Source organism: Pseudomonas brassicacearum subsp. brassicacearum, from assembly GCF_008801605.1.
Lineage (GTDB): Bacteria > Pseudomonadota > Gammaproteobacteria > Pseudomonadales > Pseudomonadaceae > Aquipseudomonas > Aquipseudomonas brassicacearum.
The window spans coordinates 1-15,844 of the sequence record NZ_VZPJ01000010.1; the positions used below are offsets into that span (position 1 = coordinate 1).

A 15,844-nucleotide genomic window follows, 5' to 3' on the forward strand; every position below is an offset into this window, starting at 1 on the left:
TCCTTATTGGCGCTTTGGGTAGAAAGGGCGGGACGAGAAGTCTCCCACGGTCCGTACTGGCTAGAGTCGGAATCGAGCTTTTAGTCCCGCCCACCCCTTCAAGTCTAAACATACAAGCGAGCTTGCTCGCGATGGCAGTGGATCTGTGCGCATCAATGCAGGATGTGCCACCGTCATCGCGAGCAAGCTCGCTCCCACAGGGATTGGCGGTGAATGTGAATTTTGTAGCGCTGCGCCACAAGGAGTTTGAAGTAGATAAATAACTATATGGCTTACAAAAAATCTCGATTAAAACGCTTCTTTTGTTTGCACAAACAACACTATCAAAGAAATATCCCTTCACACACAGCCAACTCTTCCCCCTCCTGTTGCCACCCGCCTACTAAAAAACCGATTACATCGTAATACGTTGCCTCTTTTTTTGTAGGAAACTTCTGAAATTGAAGTTGCATGCCCGTCTCTTCGTACGAGCCCGGTTGCAAGTGGGCTAAGGTGCGCGCTTTATTCAAGTTCGCAGGGTAATTTATTCATGAACTCCGTTTTCATTGTCGACGATCATCCGGTCATCCGCCTCGCTGTTCGCATGCTTCTGGAGCATGAAGGCTATAAGGTCGTAGGTGAAACTGACAACGGCGTCGATGCGATGCAAATGGTGCGCGAATGCATGCCAGACCTGGTTATCCTGGACATCAGCATCCCCAAACTCGACGGGCTGGAAATCCTCTCGCGCTTCAACGCCATGACCACTCCACTCAAGACGCTGGTGCTCACGGCCCAGTCGCCGACACTTTTCGGCATTCGATGCATGCAGTCGGGTGCCTCTGGTTACGTTTGTAAACAGGAAGACCTCAGCGAACTTGTCAGCGCAATCAAAGCAGTATTGTCCGGCTATAACTATTTTCCCAGCCAGGCGCTGAATCCGGTACGCCCGGATGATCCACGCAGTATCGAGCTGGACCTTTTCAAAAGTGTCAATGATCGAGAACTGATGGTGCTGCAACTTTTTGCCCAGGGTCGTACCAACAAGGAAATAGCCAAGGGAATGTTTCTAAGCAATAAGACCGTCAGTACTTATAAGAAGCGGCTGATGCAGAAGCTCAAGGTCAAGTCCTTGGTCGATCTGATTGAAATGGCGAAGCGCAACGCGCTGGTGTGAGAAAAACAGGATGCTCAGACGCATAACCGAATGTCTCCTGCTGATCAGTGCGGCGTTATATACAGGAATGCTCGCGGCGGCGGCGAATGCGCCCGAGCAATATACCCTGCTGGGCCACTCGTCCATGGCCCATACCGAGGTCAAGCTGGATGATGTTCACCGCGCCTGGCTACAGGATCGGCAAGCGCTGGTCCTGGGAACTTCAGCCCCGGACTACCCGCCCTTCGATCTCTCCACCAGCGGACGCGACTACGAAGGCCTGACGGCCGATTACGCCGACATCATCGCCAAGGCCACTGGCCTGCCCATGAGCGTCCTGCGCTTCGACTCCCGCGAGGCGGCCATGGCCGCACTCAAGGATGGGCAAATCGATATGCTTGGCACCGCCAACGGTTTCGAGGCGCGCAACCCCGACATTGTACTATCGACACCGTATGCAGTGGACCAACCCGTTCTCGTCACCCGAACGAATGAAAGCCGATCCCTGACTGACGATCTCGAGGGGTTGCGGCTGAGCATGGTCTATCACTACCTGCCGCTACGGGAAATTGAAAAACTCTACCCCAAGGCACTCATTACCACCTACCCGTCCTACCAGAACGCCATCAATGCCGTCGCCTTCGGTCAGGCCGATGTATTTCTCGGCGATACCCTCTCCACCCACTACATGATCAACAAGGGCTATTTGAGCAATATCCGCATGGCCAGCTTCGGCAAACATGAATCCCACGGGTTCGGTTTTGCCGTACGACGTAACGACACTCGTTTGTTGGAGGTCATCAACGCTACGCTGAACCAGGTCTCCATTGCCGAGCAAGCCGCCATCTCCAAGCGCTGGAGTGCAGGCAGCGACCTGTACCTCACGGACCACAGGATACAACTGACCGACCGCGAGCAACGCTGGCTGGCGAGGCATCCGGTGGTACGGGTGGTGGTGAACGAAACCTCCGCGCCCTTCACCTTCTTCGATGCGGATGGGGACTTTCGCGGCATCAGTGCCGACCTGCTGGAACTGATTAGGCTGCGCACCGGCCTGCGCCTGGACATCCAGCGCCGCCAGAACGACAGCGAAATGATCGCTGCGGTCCTCAACGATCAAGCCGACATGATTGCCGCACTTTTGCCCAGCAGCGAACGACAACTCCAGTTGAAGTTCAGCCGCCCCTACGTCGACAGTTCGTTCGTCCTGCTGACCCGCAAACAGTCCGACACGCCCACGACACTCGATCAGTTCGGCCACGCCAGCCTGGCAATCGCCAAAGGCAATCCGGTCATTGAATGGCTACGCAGCCAGTACCCGAACATTCAAATCATCGAAACGGACGGCCCCTTGCGCGCCGTGGAAATGCTCGCCCATGGCCAGGTCGACGGCAGCGTGAACTCGCAAGTGATGGCCAACTACTTCATCTCCTCCTATGCATGGCGCGACAGGTTGCAAATCAGCAGCACGGTGGGCACCCAACAGGCCATGTTCGCGCTGGCCACGGTAAAAAACGCCACAGAGTTGAACGCCATCCTCGACAAGGCCCTGACCAGCATCGCCCCCGACGAACTTGGCGTCATCAACAACCGCTGGCGCGGTTACGTCTCGCCCTCGGAACACACCTGGCGCACCTACAACCGCCTGTTCCTCCAGGTCGGCGCGGGCATTGGCCTGTTGCTGCTGTTTTCCCTGGCGTGGAATGCCTACATGCAGCGCCAGATCAGGCAGCGTCAACGGGCGGAACTGGCCCTCAATGATCAGCTCGAATTCATGCATTCGCTGCTCAACGGCACCCCTCACCCCATCTACGTGAGAGATCGCAACGGCATCCTGCAAAGCTGCAACGACAGCTACCTGCAAACGTTCGACGTCAAACGCGAAGACGTCATCGGCAAGAACCTGATGCCAAGTTCCATGAGCAACGCCTTCGAAGCGCAGGAGTACCAGGCGGACTACCAACGCGTCATGGCCGAAGGCACCGCCCTGATCGTGGATCGGCCCCTGCACATCGGGGACAGGCAACTGACGATCTACCACTGGATCCTCCCCTACCGAAACTCCGCCGCCGAAGTGCAAGGCATCATCGGCGGCTGGATCGACATCAGTGAGCGGCGCCAGCTGTTCGAGGAACTGCGCGCGTCCAAGCAGCGGGCCGACGACGCGAACCGCGCCAAAAGCACGTTCCTGGCAACCATGAGCCATGAAATCCGCACCCCCATGAACGCGGTGATCGGCATGCTTGAACTGGCCCTGAAACACGCCGACAAAGGCCACGTGGATCGCTCGACTATCGAAGTCGCGTACGAATCGGCCTCCGGCATGCTCGAACTGATAGGCGACATCCTGGACATCGCCCGTATCGAATCCGGCCATTTGAGCCTGGCCCCCGAACGCGTCAATCTCAGGGCCCTGCTGCAATCGGTCATACGAGTATTCGAGGGCGTGGCCCGGCAGAAAAACCTGGCGCTGTCCCTGCAGTTCGACGCTGCCGAGGGCAGCCCTGACGTGTTGATGGACCCGTTGCGGTTCAAACAGGTGCTGTCGAACCTGATCAGCAATGCCCTCAAATTTACCGAGCAGGGCCAGGTAGTGATCAAGGTCCGGCTGTCGCCAACCGACCGGGACGACGCTCTGCAGATGCACCTGGAGGTCAACGACAGCGGCATCGGTATTGGCCCGGCGGACCTGCAACGTTTGTTCGAACCTTTTGCCCAGGTCGATAACACCAGCCGGATGGCCCGCAACGGCGCGGGGTTGGGGCTGGTGATCAGTCGCAACTTGTGCCAGATGATGGGTGGCAGCCTGCACATGAACAGCCAACCCGGCACCGGCACCCAGGTCCAGGTACGCCTGCAACTGACCGTCCTGTCGACAGCCCCGGTTCGCCCCCCACCTGAGCCGGTCATCGAAACGGCCCTGGCCCCCCTGAACGTCCTGATCGTGGACGATCATCCCGCCAACCGCCTGCTGATGTCGCAGCAATTGGAATACCTGGGCCATCACTATCAGGTCGCCCATGATGGTGCCCACGGACTCGAGGTCTGGCAAAAGAAACATTTCGATCTGGTCATCGCCGATTGCAACATGCCCATCATGAGCGGCTATGAACTGGCCCGGTCGGTTCGTCGCGCTGAATCCGAACAGCAACGGCCACCCTGCACCCTCCTGGGGTTCACTGCCAATGCCCAACCGGAGGAAAAACAGCGCTGCCAGGACGCTGGGATGGACGACTGCCTGTTCAAGCCGATCAGCCTGAGCGCGTTGAGCCAATGGATCAACGCGGTCAAACCCACCGGCCGCCCAGCGGTTTTCAGTGTACAAAGCCTGCAGGCGTTGACTGGCGGCGACCCTTCGTCCAACCGGCGCCTGTTGGCCGAATTGCTCAGCAGCAGCCGCTCGGACCGCCAGGAGTTGCTCGACGTCGCCCGCGGCGCAAACCGGCAAGCGCTGAGCGAAATGGCGCACAAGATAAAAGGCGTCGCCCGCATCGTCCAGGCGACCTCGCTGATCCAGCGGTGCGAGGCGTTGGAGCGCGCTTGTCATCAGCCGCAAGCACCTGGGCGAATCAGCGACTGCATCGACGCCCTCGACCGCGCCATGAGCGAACTGGAGCAGGCCCTCGAAACGGAGATCGCCAAGGCAAAATAATCCAGCGTTTACTATGCTATTCGCTCAGCAGTGCGTACCTGGGGGGTTCTCGAGCGGTTTCCCCTGCACGCGGGAATACCCATCGAGAACGCCCCCTGACACTTGGAGTGACTGCAATGCCCAGCGCACCGCGTCCGGAAAAACGCCGGTTCCCCCTGCACGTTCATATCAGCGTGATGTTTACCCTGCTTCTGTTGCTGACCGGGGTGGTGCTGGGGATTTTCAATTACCGGCAAACCACGCAAATCATCCTGTCCAGCAGTGAAAAGCTGTTCAACCGTATTGAACAGGATGTGCGCCTGGATCTGTACGACACCTACGAACCCATCCGTCACCTGTTGAGCCTGCTGGCCGACTATCCAGCGACGCGCACGCCCCAGATGGCGCAGCGCCTGGCCCTGCTCGTGCCCTTCAGTCAGGCACTGCGGGACAACCCGAACCTGGCGTCGTTGTACCTGGGCGATCATCAGGGCAACTTCCTGATGGTCCGGCCATTGCGCACCGCGGCCCTGAAAGCCGCCCTGCAGGCACCGACCGACGCGGCCTACCAGGTCTGGACGGTGGAGCGGACAACCGAGCAAGGCCCGGTTCATTCCCAGTCGCTGTTCTACGACGAGACGCTGACGCTCATCGGGCGCCGGGACATTGCCGACGAAACCTACGACCCCCGCAGCCGCAGCTGGTTTCGCAGCGCCGCCGGCAGCACCGAGCAGATCACCACCGAGCCCTACGTTTTTTTCTCCACCCATAACGTCGGCACCACCCTTGCCCGGCGCAGTGGCGAGCAGGCGGTCATCGGCGCCGACCTGACCCTGGCGGCCCTGTCCCAGACCCTGGCCAAGCATAAGGTGACCACCGGCACCGAAGTCGTCCTGCTCGATCCCACGGGCAACGCAGTGGGTTATCCCGACAGCAGCCGGCTGCTCGCCGACGCCCAGTCGGCACGCCTGACCAAGGCCCGCGACCTCAGTCCGGCTATCGCCGCCGCGCTCGACGACAACACCGACACCACGCGCCTGGAAGCGGCCGGACGCCAGTGGATCGTTTCTCGCAGCCACATGCAGGAAGGTGGGCCCCAGGGCCTGGAACTGGCGCTGCTGGTCCCTGAAGATGAGCTGCTGGACAATGCCTATCGCATGCGCTGGCAAGGCGCGCTCATCACCCTCGCCACCCTGCTGCTGTGCCTGCCTCTGGGCTGGCTGACGTCCCGGATCCTGGTCAAGCCCTTGGGCGACCTGGTGCAGGAGGCCGATGCCATTCGCAGCTTTGACTTCAACTACCCAGTGTCCCGTCGCTCCCCGGTGCTGGAAGTCGATCAGTTGGGCGTATCAATGGCGCGCATGAAAGAGACCCTGGCGAGTTTCTTTGAAATCACCGCCAGCCTGCGCGCCGAAACCCGCTTCGCCCCGTTGCTGGAACGGGTGTTATTTGAAACCGTGAAAATCGGCCAGGCCCAGGCCGGCCTGATCTATTTGCGCGAGAACGACGAAAACCGGGTCAAGCCGTATGGGCTGATAATCAATGGAACACCCAGGGACCTCGACGCCTTCAAGCTGCGCAGTCATGAACTACAGGCTGGCGACAGTCCGCAATGGCTCCAGCAACTGGCCACCTCGGACAACCTCGTGGCCTCCCTGGGCTTCGAACAGGCGGCCGATCTGCAGAGCGTCCTGCAGGCACTGGACTCGCCGCGGGTCCATCTGATTGGTATTCGCCTGCGCAATCGACACCAGGAAACCGTCGGCGTATTGGTACTGTTGATCACAGACAGCGGCACCGAAGCCGACCTGGAAAAACTGCAGCCCGACCGCATCGCCTTCCTGCAGGCCGTGTCCGGTGCCGCCGCCGTGAGCATCGAGGGCCAGCGCCTGCAAGACAGGCAAAAGCAGTTGCTGGACGCCTTCATCCAATTGCTGGCCGGCGCGATTGATGCCAAGAGCCCCTACACCGGCGGCCATTGCCAGCGGGTGCCGGTCCTGACCCTGATGCTCGCCCAGGCGGCCGCTGCCAGCCAGGCACCGGCATTCGACGCCTACCGGCCAACGGAGGATGAATGGGAAGCCCTGCACATCGCCGCCTGGCTGCACGATTGCGGCAAGGTCACCACCCCCGAATACGTGGTCGACAAGGCCACCAAGCTGGAAACCCTGAACGACCGGATCCACGAGATACGCACTCGCTTCGAAGTGCTCAAGCGCGACGCCTGGGTCGATTACTGGCAGGCCGTGGCAAGCGGCGGCGAGCCGTCATCCCTGGCACAGCAGCGCGACGCGACATTGACGGCCCTGGATGACGACTTTACCTTCGTCGCCCGCTGCAACCTGGGCTGCGAAGCCATGGCCGAGGCCGATCTGCAACGCTTGCAACAGATTGCCCAACGCCCATGGACCCGGACCCTCGACGATCGCCTTGGGGTTTCCTGGGAAGAGCACCGACGCCAGAATCGCACACCCAAGCCGTCGCTACCGGTCACTGAGCCGCTGTTGGCAGACAAGCCCGAGCACCTGCTCGAACACCACGAAGCCGAACTGATCCCGGCGGACAACCCGTGGGGTTTCCAGCTCGACGTACCGGCCTGGAAATACAACCGCGGCGAGCTCTACAACCTGAGCATCACGCGAGGCACGCTGACCCGCGAGGAACGCTACGTCATCAACCATCACATGGTGCAGACGATCATGATGCTCAGTCAGCTGCCCTTCCCCAGTCACCTGGACAATGTCGCGGAGATCGCTGGCGGTCATCACGAGAAAATGGATGGCAGCGGTTATCCCAAGCGCCTCAAACGTGAAGAGATGAGCCTGCCGGCACGCATGATGGCCATTGCCGACATTTTCGAAGCGCTGACGGCAGCCGACCGCCCCTACAAGAAAGCGAAGAAACTGAGCGAGGCCCTGGGCATCATGGCTACCATGTGCCGTGACGCCCATATCGATCCCGAGCTGTTCGGGTTGTTCATCGAAGAAAAAATCTACGAGAGCTACGCCAACCAGTTCCTCGCCCCGCACCAGATCGATGAAGTCGATCCCCACAGCCTGCTGGTCAAGGCAGGGTTGAAGGTATGATCAGCAATCCGTCAGGCGCAGGAATATCGCGGCCAACTGCTCGATGCCGGCTTGATCATGTTCGGTAAAACGCGCCGGTTTCGGACTGTCCAGGTCGAGCACGCCGATCAGGCGCCCGTCCTTGACCAGCGGAACTACCAGCTCGCTGTTCGACGCGCTGTCGCAGGCGATGTGCCCGGCGAAGGCATGGACGTCTTCGACGCGCTGGGTCTGCCGGGTCGCGGCCGCCGTACCGCACACGCCGCGGCCAAAGGGGATCCGCACGCAGGCGATCTGGCCCTGGAACGGTCCCAGGACCAACTCTTCGTTGCGATTGAGGTAGAAACCGGCCCAGTTCAGATCATCCAGCTGACTGGACAGGAAAGCCGAGAACTGCGCGGCGTTGGCAATGAAGTCACGCTCATCGGCCAGCAAGGATTCCAGCTGTGCCGATAACAACGCGTAGCCGTCAAGGCCGACTCCGGTGTCCTTCAAATCGATCATGCCTTGTGCTCCAACAATTTCAGGCCTACCCAATAACGGGCAAACTGATAGGCGCAACGTCCGTTGCGGTTGCCGCGACCGGTTGCCCAGCGCACCGCCAGCACATCCAGCGCTTCGTCGCGCTGCCAGGCCAGCCCGGCCTTGGCCGCCAGTTCGCCGATCCAGTGCTCCACCACGTTGAGGAAATGCTCCTGGGTAAACGGATAAAACGACAGCCACAGGCCAAAGCGGTCGGACAAGGCGATCTTGTCCTCTACCGCTTCACTGGGGTGAAGTTCGCCGTCGACCCGTTTCCAATTCTCGTTGTCGCTTTCCTTTTCCGGCACCAGGTGACGACGGTTGGAGGTGGCATACAGCAGCACGTTGTCCGGCGCCTGCTCCAGGGATCCATCCAACACGCTCTTGAGCACGCGGTAATCGCCTTCACCGGATTCGAACGACAAGTCATCGCAGAACAACACGAAGCGCTGGGGCAGTTTCGCAACCTGCTCGACCACCCGAGGCAAATCGGCCAGGTGATCGCGTTCGATCTCGATCAAGCGCAAGCCATGCGGGGCATGTTCAGCCAACAAGGCGCGTACCAGGGACGATTTGCCGGTGCCACGCGAGCCCCAGAGCAAGGCATGGTTGGCGGGCATGCCATCGATGAACTGCCGGGTGTTACGGCCCAGTTGTTCGACCTGGCGGTCCACGCCGATCAGGTCCGACAGGCGCATGTCGAGGCTGACCTGCAGCGGCAGCAGGTAGCCGCTACGGCCGTCACGCTGCCAGCGGGCAGCCAGGGTCTGGGTCCAATCGATGGTGGGCCGGGGCGCCGGCAGCAAAGGTTCGATCCGGGCCAGCACGGCATCGGCACGCTCAAGAAAAGCATTCAATCGCGAGTCCACGTCTTCTCCTCGGACAGGTTCACAGTAATGATGGCGCTCGAGCTACGAAACGCCGTATCCAATGGCGGGTCTACTTCACACAATACACACCGGCTGCACCGGATTTCAGAGATGATCAGCTATGCTTGACCGGCGAAGGGAAACGTAAGTGGTTCATCACTCAATGGACATCAGATTCACCCAACGGCTTTCCTATAAGCAGGCCCGCCTGACCGTCCTGGTGGGCTTCGTGTTGGGCACCTTGCTCAGCCTGATGCAGATCGGCATCGATTATGCCAGCGAAGACGCGTCGATCAACCGTGAAATCCTCTCGCTGCTGGAAATCAGCCATAACCCGGCCTCGCGCATCGCCTACAACATCGACGCCGAGCTCGCCCAAGAGCTGTCCATGGGCCTGCTGCGCTCACCGGCCATCATCGGGGCCGAGCTGATCGACAACAACAATACGGTGCTCGCCAGCGTCAAGCGGCCCGAGCTGCAAAGCAGCTACCGGTTCATCAGCGACTTTCTGTTCGGCGCCCAGCGTCAGTTCGAGGACCGGCTCTACCTGGATCACTTGCCCAGCGAATCCCTGGGCATGCTGCGACTGGACGTCGACACTTTTGCGTTCGGCAGTCGTTTCCTGCGCCGTGCCGAGGTCACCTTGCTCAACGGTTTCGCCCGCAGCCTGATCCTGACGGGCCTGCTGCTGGCACTGTTCTACGTGATGCTGACCAAGCCCTTGGTGCGGGTCATCCGCGAACTGAGCAGCCGCGACCCGAGCAGCAACGAGCAGAGCCGCCTGGAATGCCCCACCGGCCACCAGTCCGATGAAATTGGCGTGCTGGTATCCGTCGCCAACCAGCAGTTCGAAAATATCTCCACCGAAATCCAGCAGCGGCGCACGGCCGAAAATCGCCTCACCGAATACCTCGCGCAACTGGAAAACATCGTCTCGGCACGCACCGCCGAACTCAAGGCCAGCAACGCCCGCCTCAGCCAGTCCAACGAGGAACTGGAAGTGGCCCGGCGCACGGCCCTGGACATGGCCGAGGCCCGCTCTGCGTTCCTCGCCAACATGAGCCACGAGATACGCACACCGCTGAACGGCCTGCTGGGAATGATCGCCCTGTCCCTGGACGGCCCCCTGACGGCCGAACAACAGCAACAGCTATCGATTGCCCATGACTCGGGCAAGGTATTGGTCGAACTGCTCAACGACATCCTCGACCTGTCGAAATTCGACGCCGGTCAACTGGAGCTCGAACACATCCCGTTCGACCTCGGCTCCCTGGTGGAGGATACCGCCAACCTGCTTTCCCAGAACGCGGCCCCCAGTGTCGAACTGGCCTGCCTGATCGACCCGCAGTTCCCGGCGCAAGTACTCGGCGACCCGACCCGGGTGCGCCAGATCGTCAGCAACCTGCTGTCCAACGCACTGAAATTCACGCGCTTCGGCCGGGTCGACGTGAAGTTGAGTCATTACGAGGGCGGCGTGCGCATCGAGATCTGCGACACGGGTATCGGCATTCCCCAGGAAGCCCAGGCAAGAATCCTGCAACCGTTCACCCAGGCCGGCGCCGGGATTACCCGCCAGTTCGGTGGCACCGGGCTGGGCCTGGCACTGACCTACAACCTCTGCGAAGCCATGCAGGGCCGGTTGACGATCAGTTCCGAAGCCGGCTTTGGCAGTCAGTTCTGTGCCGACCTGCCCCTGCCCTGCCATCTCCCGGCAACGCCGGTCGAACCGTTGCGCGGCAACGTCGTCGCCATCACCGGCAGCAGCAGCGGCCTGGCCGAATTGCTGGGCATGCTGTTGCCGGGATGGGGCCTGGATTATGTGCAGCGCTCCATCGATGACGGGTTGTTGGGGCTCACACCCGACGTACTGATTACCGACTGCCCGGAATGCCTGTTCAACCTGCGGCCAACCTTTGACGCACCGATCCTGCTGGTGACCGCCTATGGCAGCTTCATGCCCAGCGAAGAAGCCGCCGCCCTCGCCCCGCTGATACAACAGGCCCGGCCGCTGGCGCGCCATGCGCTATACCAGATTCTGCGGCGCGCCATGCAAAGCGAGGCGACCGTCATCGATGACGCACAGATCGAAGCCCTGGCGCCGTCCAGGCGTGGACGGGTGCTGCTGGTGGAGGACAACCCGGTCAACCAACTGGTGGCCAAGGGGATGTTGGTAAAGCTGGGCTGCGAAGTCACCGTCGCGGCCCATGGCGGCGAAGCCCTGGATCAACTGGAACAACGGGTGTTCGACCTGGTGTTGATGGACTGCAACATGCCGGTGATGGATGGTTACGAAGCCAGCCGGCAGATCCGCCAAAGCGGGCGCTGGTCGGATCTGCCGATTGTCGCCCTGACGGCCAACGCGATGCCCGAGGAACGCGAGCGTTGCCGCGCGGCCGGCATGAACGATTACCTGTCCAAGCCATTCCGCCGCGAAGAACTGGCGGCAGTGCTGGACCAGTGGGTGCCGACTACGTCAGCGCTTTGATCTGGCCCAACAGGTAATCGAGACCGTCTCGCAACGTTCCGAGGCGGTCCAGGTCGATACCGCTGTCGCACAACAGGCGGGCCTTGAGCGGAGCGACCTGTTCACGCAAGGCTCGCCCTGCAGTCGTCAGGCTCAAGTGCACCTCCCGCTCGTCCCGGGCCGAACGCTGGCGCTGGACCAGGTCCAGCTGTTCCAGGCGCTTGAGCAGCGGCGTCAGCGTGCCGGAATCCAGCAGCAAACGCTCACCCAGGGCCTTGACCGTCGGCTGTGGTGGGGCCGTGTCCTGCCATTCCCACAGCACCAGCATCGCCAGGTACTGCGGATAAGTCAGACCGAGCTGATCGAGCATCGGTTTGTAGCCACGGATCACTGCGCGCGAAGCAGCGTACAGCTTGAAGCACAACTGGCTGTCGAGCTTCAGCGAATCGACTGACAGGTCATTCATTTGAGCAGCGCTTCGATCTCACCGGTCAGGTCCTGGGGCTTGGTGGTCGGGGCAAAACGCTTGACCACTTGGCCGTCCTTGCCGATCAGGAACTTGGTGAAATTCCACTTGATGCCTTTGGACCCCAGCACGCCGGGCGCCCGCTGCTTAAGCTGGACGAACAGGGGATGGGCGTTGGCACCATTGACCTCGATTTTCTTGAACAGCGGAAAACTCACGCCAAAGTTCAGCTCGCAGAACTCGGTAATCGCCCCCTCGTTGCCCGGCTCCTGCTTGCCGAACTGATTGCAGGGAAAGCCCAACACCACCAGGCCCTGGTCCTTGTAGGTCTGCCACAGCGCCTCAAGCCCCTTGTACTGCGGGGTGAACCCGCACTGGCTGGCCGTGTTGACCACCAGCACAGCCTTGCCGGCGAAATCGGCGAGGGTCTTTTGCTCACCCTTGATGGTGGTGCACGGGATGCTCAACAGGTTATCGCTCATGGCAAGGCTCCGAAAACGTATAGGACAGGCGGCGAAGATAGCGAGCAATTAAATTGCATGCAATTTAATTATCAAAAATACCCACACCACAAACTGTGGGAGCAAGGCTTGCCCGCGATGAAGGCGATACGGTCGTTCAGAAATCGAGAGGCCCTGTTTCGCGAGCAAGCTTTGCTCCCACCGAATTACTCCCGGGGGACCAGATCCAGGCACACCGAGTTGATGCAGTACCGCAAACCCGTGGGCGGCGGGCCGTCGGGGAAGACGTGGCCCAGGTGAGCGTCGCATTTGGCGCAGACCACCTCGGTGCGAATCATGCCGTGGCTGACGTCCCGAACCTCCACCACCGCGCTGCCCTCGATCGGCGCGTAGAAACTCGGCCAGCCACAACCGGAATCGAATTTGGTCTGCGAATCGAACAACGGCTCGTTGCAGCAAATGCAGTGGTACACGCCGTCGGTCTTGGTGGCGTTGTATTTACCGGAGAATGGCCGCTCGGTGCCCTTCAGCCGACAGACGTTGTACTGCTCCGGGTCGAGCATGGAGCGCCATTCTTCAAGGGTTTTTTCCAACTTTTCCATCGTCCTACCTCGGCAATTGAAAAAGCCCGATCCGACGCTTTTCCGCAGATCGGGCGGCACGTATGATTGCGCCTCGTCAGACGCCAGTCTGGCAGTCACGTCATGCGCATTCAAACGGATTGTGGCGCCTATACCGCGTCAGGCCTGGGCACAGACGCAGGATTCCCAGTACGGTAGTTCATACGCCGCCTGGATCGTTCATTTTCGGGAACACATCGCCATGCAGGTCAGCAAATCGAACAAGCTCGCCAACGTCTGCTACGACATTCGCGGCCCGGTGCTCAAGCACGCCAAACGCCTGGAAGAGGAAGGCCATCGCATCCTCAAGCTGAACATCGGTAATCCGGCCCCCTTTGGTTTCGAAGCGCCCGATGAAATCCTCCAGGACGTCATCCGCAATCTGCCGACCGCCCAGGGCTACAGCGACTCCAAGGGCCTGTTCAGCGCCCGCAAGGCCGTGATGCAGTACTACCAGCAGAAGCAGGTCGAAGGCGTCGGCATCGAGGACATCTACCTGGGTAACGGTGTGTCCGAGCTGATCGTGATGTCCATGCAAGCCCTGCTCAACAACGGCGACGAAGTGCTGGTGCCGGCGCCGGACTATCCGCTGTGGACCGCTGCCGTGAGCCTGTCCGGTGGCAACCCGGTGCATTACCTGTGCGACGAACAGGCCAACTGGTTTCCCGACCTGGCGGACATCAAGGCCAAGATCACGCCCAATACCAAGGCACTGGTGATCATCAACCCGAACAACCCGACCGGCGCCGTGTATTCCAGGGAAGTGCTGCTGGGCATGCTGGAACTGGCCCGCCAGCACAACCTGGTGGTGTTTTCCGACGAGATCTACGACAAGATCCTCTACGACGACGCCGTGCACATCTGCACTGCATCCCTGGCACCGGACCTGCTGTGCCTGACCTTCAACGGCCTGTCCAAATCCTATCGGGTAGCGGGTTTCCGCTCAGGCTGGGTCGTCATTTCCGGTCCCAAGCATCACGCCCAGAGCTACATCGAAGGCATCGACATGCTGGCCAACATGCGCCTGTGTGCCAACGTGCCGAGCCAGCATGCGATCCAGACGGCGCTTGGCGGCTACCAGAGCATCAACGACCTGGTCCTGCCCCAGGGCCGACTGCTGGAACAGCGCAATCGAACCTGGGAGCTGCTCAACGACATTCCCGGCGTCAGTTGTGTCAAGCCGATGGGCGCGCTGTATGCCTTCCCGCGGATCGACCCGAAGGTCTGCCCGATCCACAACGATGAAAAATTCGTCCTCGACCTGCTGCTGTCCGAGAAGCTACTGGTGGTCCAGGGCACGGCGTTCAACTGGCCGTGGCCGGATCACTTCCGCGTCGTGACCCTGCCGCGGGTCGATGACCTCGACCAGGCCATTGGCCGGATCGGCAACTTCCTCAAGTCCTACCGCCAATAAGCCAGACAGCGTGCGGGGAGTCCTCGCCTCGCACGCTGTTTGATTCAGCAACACATCCGTTCTGCCGACTCCGCAACGCCTTCTACACTAGGGGTTGAACAGCCAACGGGCACTCTGGCTCAACGTTCACGGGGGGCAGGCGCCATATTTTTTTCCCCAGTCACTTTCAGAAAAGTCTTTCAAACATTTAGGACGGCTGTAGGACACAGTTTGAAATAGTCGGCGAGTTGAATAGCCTGCGGCGGCACCTTATATACCCCGCATAACGCTACATCTTTAGCACGAGGAGATTTTCACAACCATGATGCGCATCCTGCTGTTCTTGGCCACTAACCTGGCGGTCGTGCTGATTGCCAGCATCACCCTGAGCCTCTTCGGCTTCAACGGGTTCATGGCGGCCAACGGGGTTGATCTCAACCTCAATCAGCTGCTGATTTTCTGTGCGGTGTTCGGTTTCGCCGGTTCCCTGTTCTCGCTGTTCATCTCCAAGTGGATGGCGAAGATGAGCACCAGCACCCAGATCATCAGCCAGCCGCGCACTCGCCACGAACAATGGCTGCTGCAAACCGTCGAGCAGTTGTCCCGCGAAGCCGGTATCAAGATGCCGGAAGTCGGTATCTTCCCGGCCTATGAGGCCAACGCCTTTGCCACCGGCTGGAACAAGAACGACGCACTGGTCGCCGTCAGCCAGGGCTTGCTCGAGCGCTTCTCGCCCGATGAAGTCAAGGCCGTGCTGGCCCACGAGATCGGCCACGTCGCCAACGGCGACATGGTGACCCTGGCGCTGATCCAGGGCGTGGTGAACACCTTCGTGATGTTCTTTGCCCGCATCATCGGCAATTTCGTCGACAAGGTGATCTTCAAGAACGAAGAAGGCCAAGGCATCGCCTACTACGTGGCGACCATCTTCGCCGAGCTGGTACTGGGCATCCTCGCCAGCGCCATCGTCATGTGGTTCTCGCGCAAGCGTGAATTCCGCGCCGACGACGCCGGTGCACGCCTGGCCGGCACCAGCGCCATGATCGGCGCCCTGCAACGCCTGCGCGCCGAACAAGGCTTGCCAGTGCACATGCCCGACACCCTGAATGCCTTTGGCATCAACGGTGGCATCAAGCAGGGCCTGGCTCGCATGTTCATGAGCCATCCGCCGCTGGAAGAGCGTATTGACGCACTGCGTCGTCGGGGTTGATCGTTAGT

Annotated in this window: 11 protein-coding genes; 6 read left to right on the forward strand and 5 right to left on the reverse strand. The window is 60.5% G+C overall.

The window, feature by feature from the left end; all coding sequences use genetic code 11:
- Positions 1–529 precede the first annotated feature (529 nt).
- The 3 genes from F7R20_RS21260 (at position 530) to F7R20_RS21270 (ending at position 7,852) form a co-directional block, all read left to right on the forward strand.
- Entirely contained in the window at positions 530–1,156 is a 627-nt protein-coding gene (locus tag F7R20_RS21260) for a response regulator transcription factor (RefSeq protein ID WP_003199430.1), read from the forward strand.
- A 10-nt stretch (positions 1,157–1,166) separates the two neighbouring features.
- Positions 1,167–4,787, forward strand: coding sequence for a transporter substrate-binding domain-containing protein (locus F7R20_RS21265; protein ID WP_003199428.1), 3,621 nt, complete (start codon positions 1,167–1,169; stop codon positions 4,785–4,787).
- 116 nt (positions 4,788–4,903) lie between these two features.
- Positions 4,904–7,852, forward strand: a complete 2,949-nt coding sequence (locus F7R20_RS21270) for an HD domain-containing phosphohydrolase (protein WP_003199425.1) — start codon at positions 4,904–4,906, stop codon at positions 7,850–7,852.
- Here the strand turns inward: F7R20_RS21270 and F7R20_RS21275 are convergent, their stop codons facing one another.
- A complete protein-coding gene (locus F7R20_RS21275; RefSeq protein WP_003199423.1) occupies positions 7,853–8,335 on the reverse strand; it encodes a GAF domain-containing protein in 483 nt (160 codons plus the stop codon).
- The gene (locus F7R20_RS21280; RefSeq protein WP_003199422.1) at positions 8,332–9,222 is read right to left on the reverse strand and encodes an ATP-binding protein; all 891 of its coding nucleotides are present in this window, start codon (positions 9,220–9,222) and stop codon (positions 8,332–8,334) included. Before F7R20_RS21280 ends, F7R20_RS21275 begins: the two co-directional genes overlap by 4 nt.
- Before the next feature lie 163 nt (positions 9,223–9,385).
- Between F7R20_RS21280 and F7R20_RS21285 the strand changes: the two genes are divergently transcribed.
- Positions 9,386–11,707: a hybrid sensor histidine kinase/response regulator gene (locus F7R20_RS21285; RefSeq protein WP_003199420.1), complete on the forward strand. Its 2,322-nt coding sequence runs from the start codon at positions 9,386–9,388 to the stop codon at positions 11,705–11,707.
- On the opposite strand, the gene F7R20_RS21290 is transcribed toward F7R20_RS21285, so the two are convergent.
- From F7R20_RS21290 to msrB, 3 genes are all read right to left on the reverse strand, one after another.
- Complete coding sequence (locus F7R20_RS21290; RefSeq protein ID WP_003199418.1) at positions 11,691–12,152, reverse strand: MarR family winged helix-turn-helix transcriptional regulator; 462 nt, start codon at positions 12,150–12,152, stop codon at positions 11,691–11,693. The two genes, F7R20_RS21285 and F7R20_RS21290, sit on opposite strands and share 17 nt — an antisense overlap.
- Positions 12,149–12,634, reverse strand: a complete 486-nt coding sequence (locus F7R20_RS21295) for a glutathione peroxidase (RefSeq protein ID WP_003199416.1) — start codon at positions 12,632–12,634, stop codon at positions 12,149–12,151. The genes F7R20_RS21290 and F7R20_RS21295 overlap by 4 nt, the downstream gene beginning before the upstream one ends.
- A gap of 185 nt (positions 12,635–12,819) precedes the next feature.
- Positions 12,820–13,215 carry a peptide-methionine (R)-S-oxide reductase MsrB gene (gene msrB / locus F7R20_RS21300; protein ID WP_003199414.1) on the reverse strand — a complete coding sequence of 132 codons (396 nt, stop codon included), beginning with the start codon at positions 13,213–13,215 and terminating at the stop codon, positions 12,820–12,822.
- Between the two features lie 220 nt (positions 13,216–13,435).
- Here msrB and F7R20_RS21305 point away from each other — a divergent pair, with 220 nt between their 5' ends.
- On the forward strand, positions 13,436–14,647 hold the full coding sequence (locus tag F7R20_RS21305; RefSeq protein ID WP_003199412.1) for a pyridoxal phosphate-dependent aminotransferase: 1,212 nt from the start codon (positions 13,436–13,438) through the stop codon (positions 14,645–14,647).
- 301 nt (positions 14,648–14,948) lie between these two features.
- A complete protein-coding gene (gene htpX / locus F7R20_RS21310) occupies positions 14,949–15,836 on the forward strand; it encodes a protease HtpX (protein ID WP_003199411.1) in 888 nt (295 codons plus the stop codon).
- Positions 15,837–15,844 lie beyond the last annotated feature (8 nt).

What these genes read in the sequence shown, in the direction of transcription:
- F7R20_RS21265 (WP_003199428.1), top strand. Translation starts at nt 1,167, where the DNA reads ATGCTCAGACGCATAACCGAATGTCTCCTGCTGATCAGTGCGGCGTTA.
- F7R20_RS21285 (WP_003199420.1), top strand. Translation starts at nt 9,386, where the DNA reads ATGGACATCAGATTCACCCAACGGCTTTCCTATAAGCAGGCCCGCCTG.
- F7R20_RS21275 (WP_003199423.1), bottom strand. Translation starts at nt 8,335, where the DNA reads ATGATCGATTTGAAGGACACCGGAGTCGGCCTTGACGGCTACGCGTTG.
- F7R20_RS21305 (WP_003199412.1), top strand. Translation starts at nt 13,436, where the DNA reads ATGCAGGTCAGCAAATCGAACAAGCTCGCCAACGTCTGCTACGACATT.
- msrB (WP_003199414.1), bottom strand. Translation starts at nt 13,215, where the DNA reads ATGGAAAAGTTGGAAAAAACCCTTGAAGAATGGCGCTCCATGCTCGAC.
- F7R20_RS21290 (WP_003199418.1), bottom strand. Translation starts at nt 12,152, where the DNA reads ATGAATGACCTGTCAGTCGATTCGCTGAAGCTCGACAGCCAGTTGTGC.
- F7R20_RS21270 (WP_003199425.1), top strand. Translation starts at nt 4,904, where the DNA reads ATGCCCAGCGCACCGCGTCCGGAAAAACGCCGGTTCCCCCTGCACGTT.
- F7R20_RS21260 (WP_003199430.1), top strand. Translation starts at nt 530, where the DNA reads ATGAACTCCGTTTTCATTGTCGACGATCATCCGGTCATCCGCCTCGCT.
- htpX (WP_003199411.1), top strand. Translation starts at nt 14,949, where the DNA reads ATGATGCGCATCCTGCTGTTCTTGGCCACTAACCTGGCGGTCGTGCTG.
- F7R20_RS21295 (WP_003199416.1), bottom strand. Translation starts at nt 12,634, where the DNA reads ATGAGCGATAACCTGTTGAGCATCCCGTGCACCACCATCAAGGGTGAG.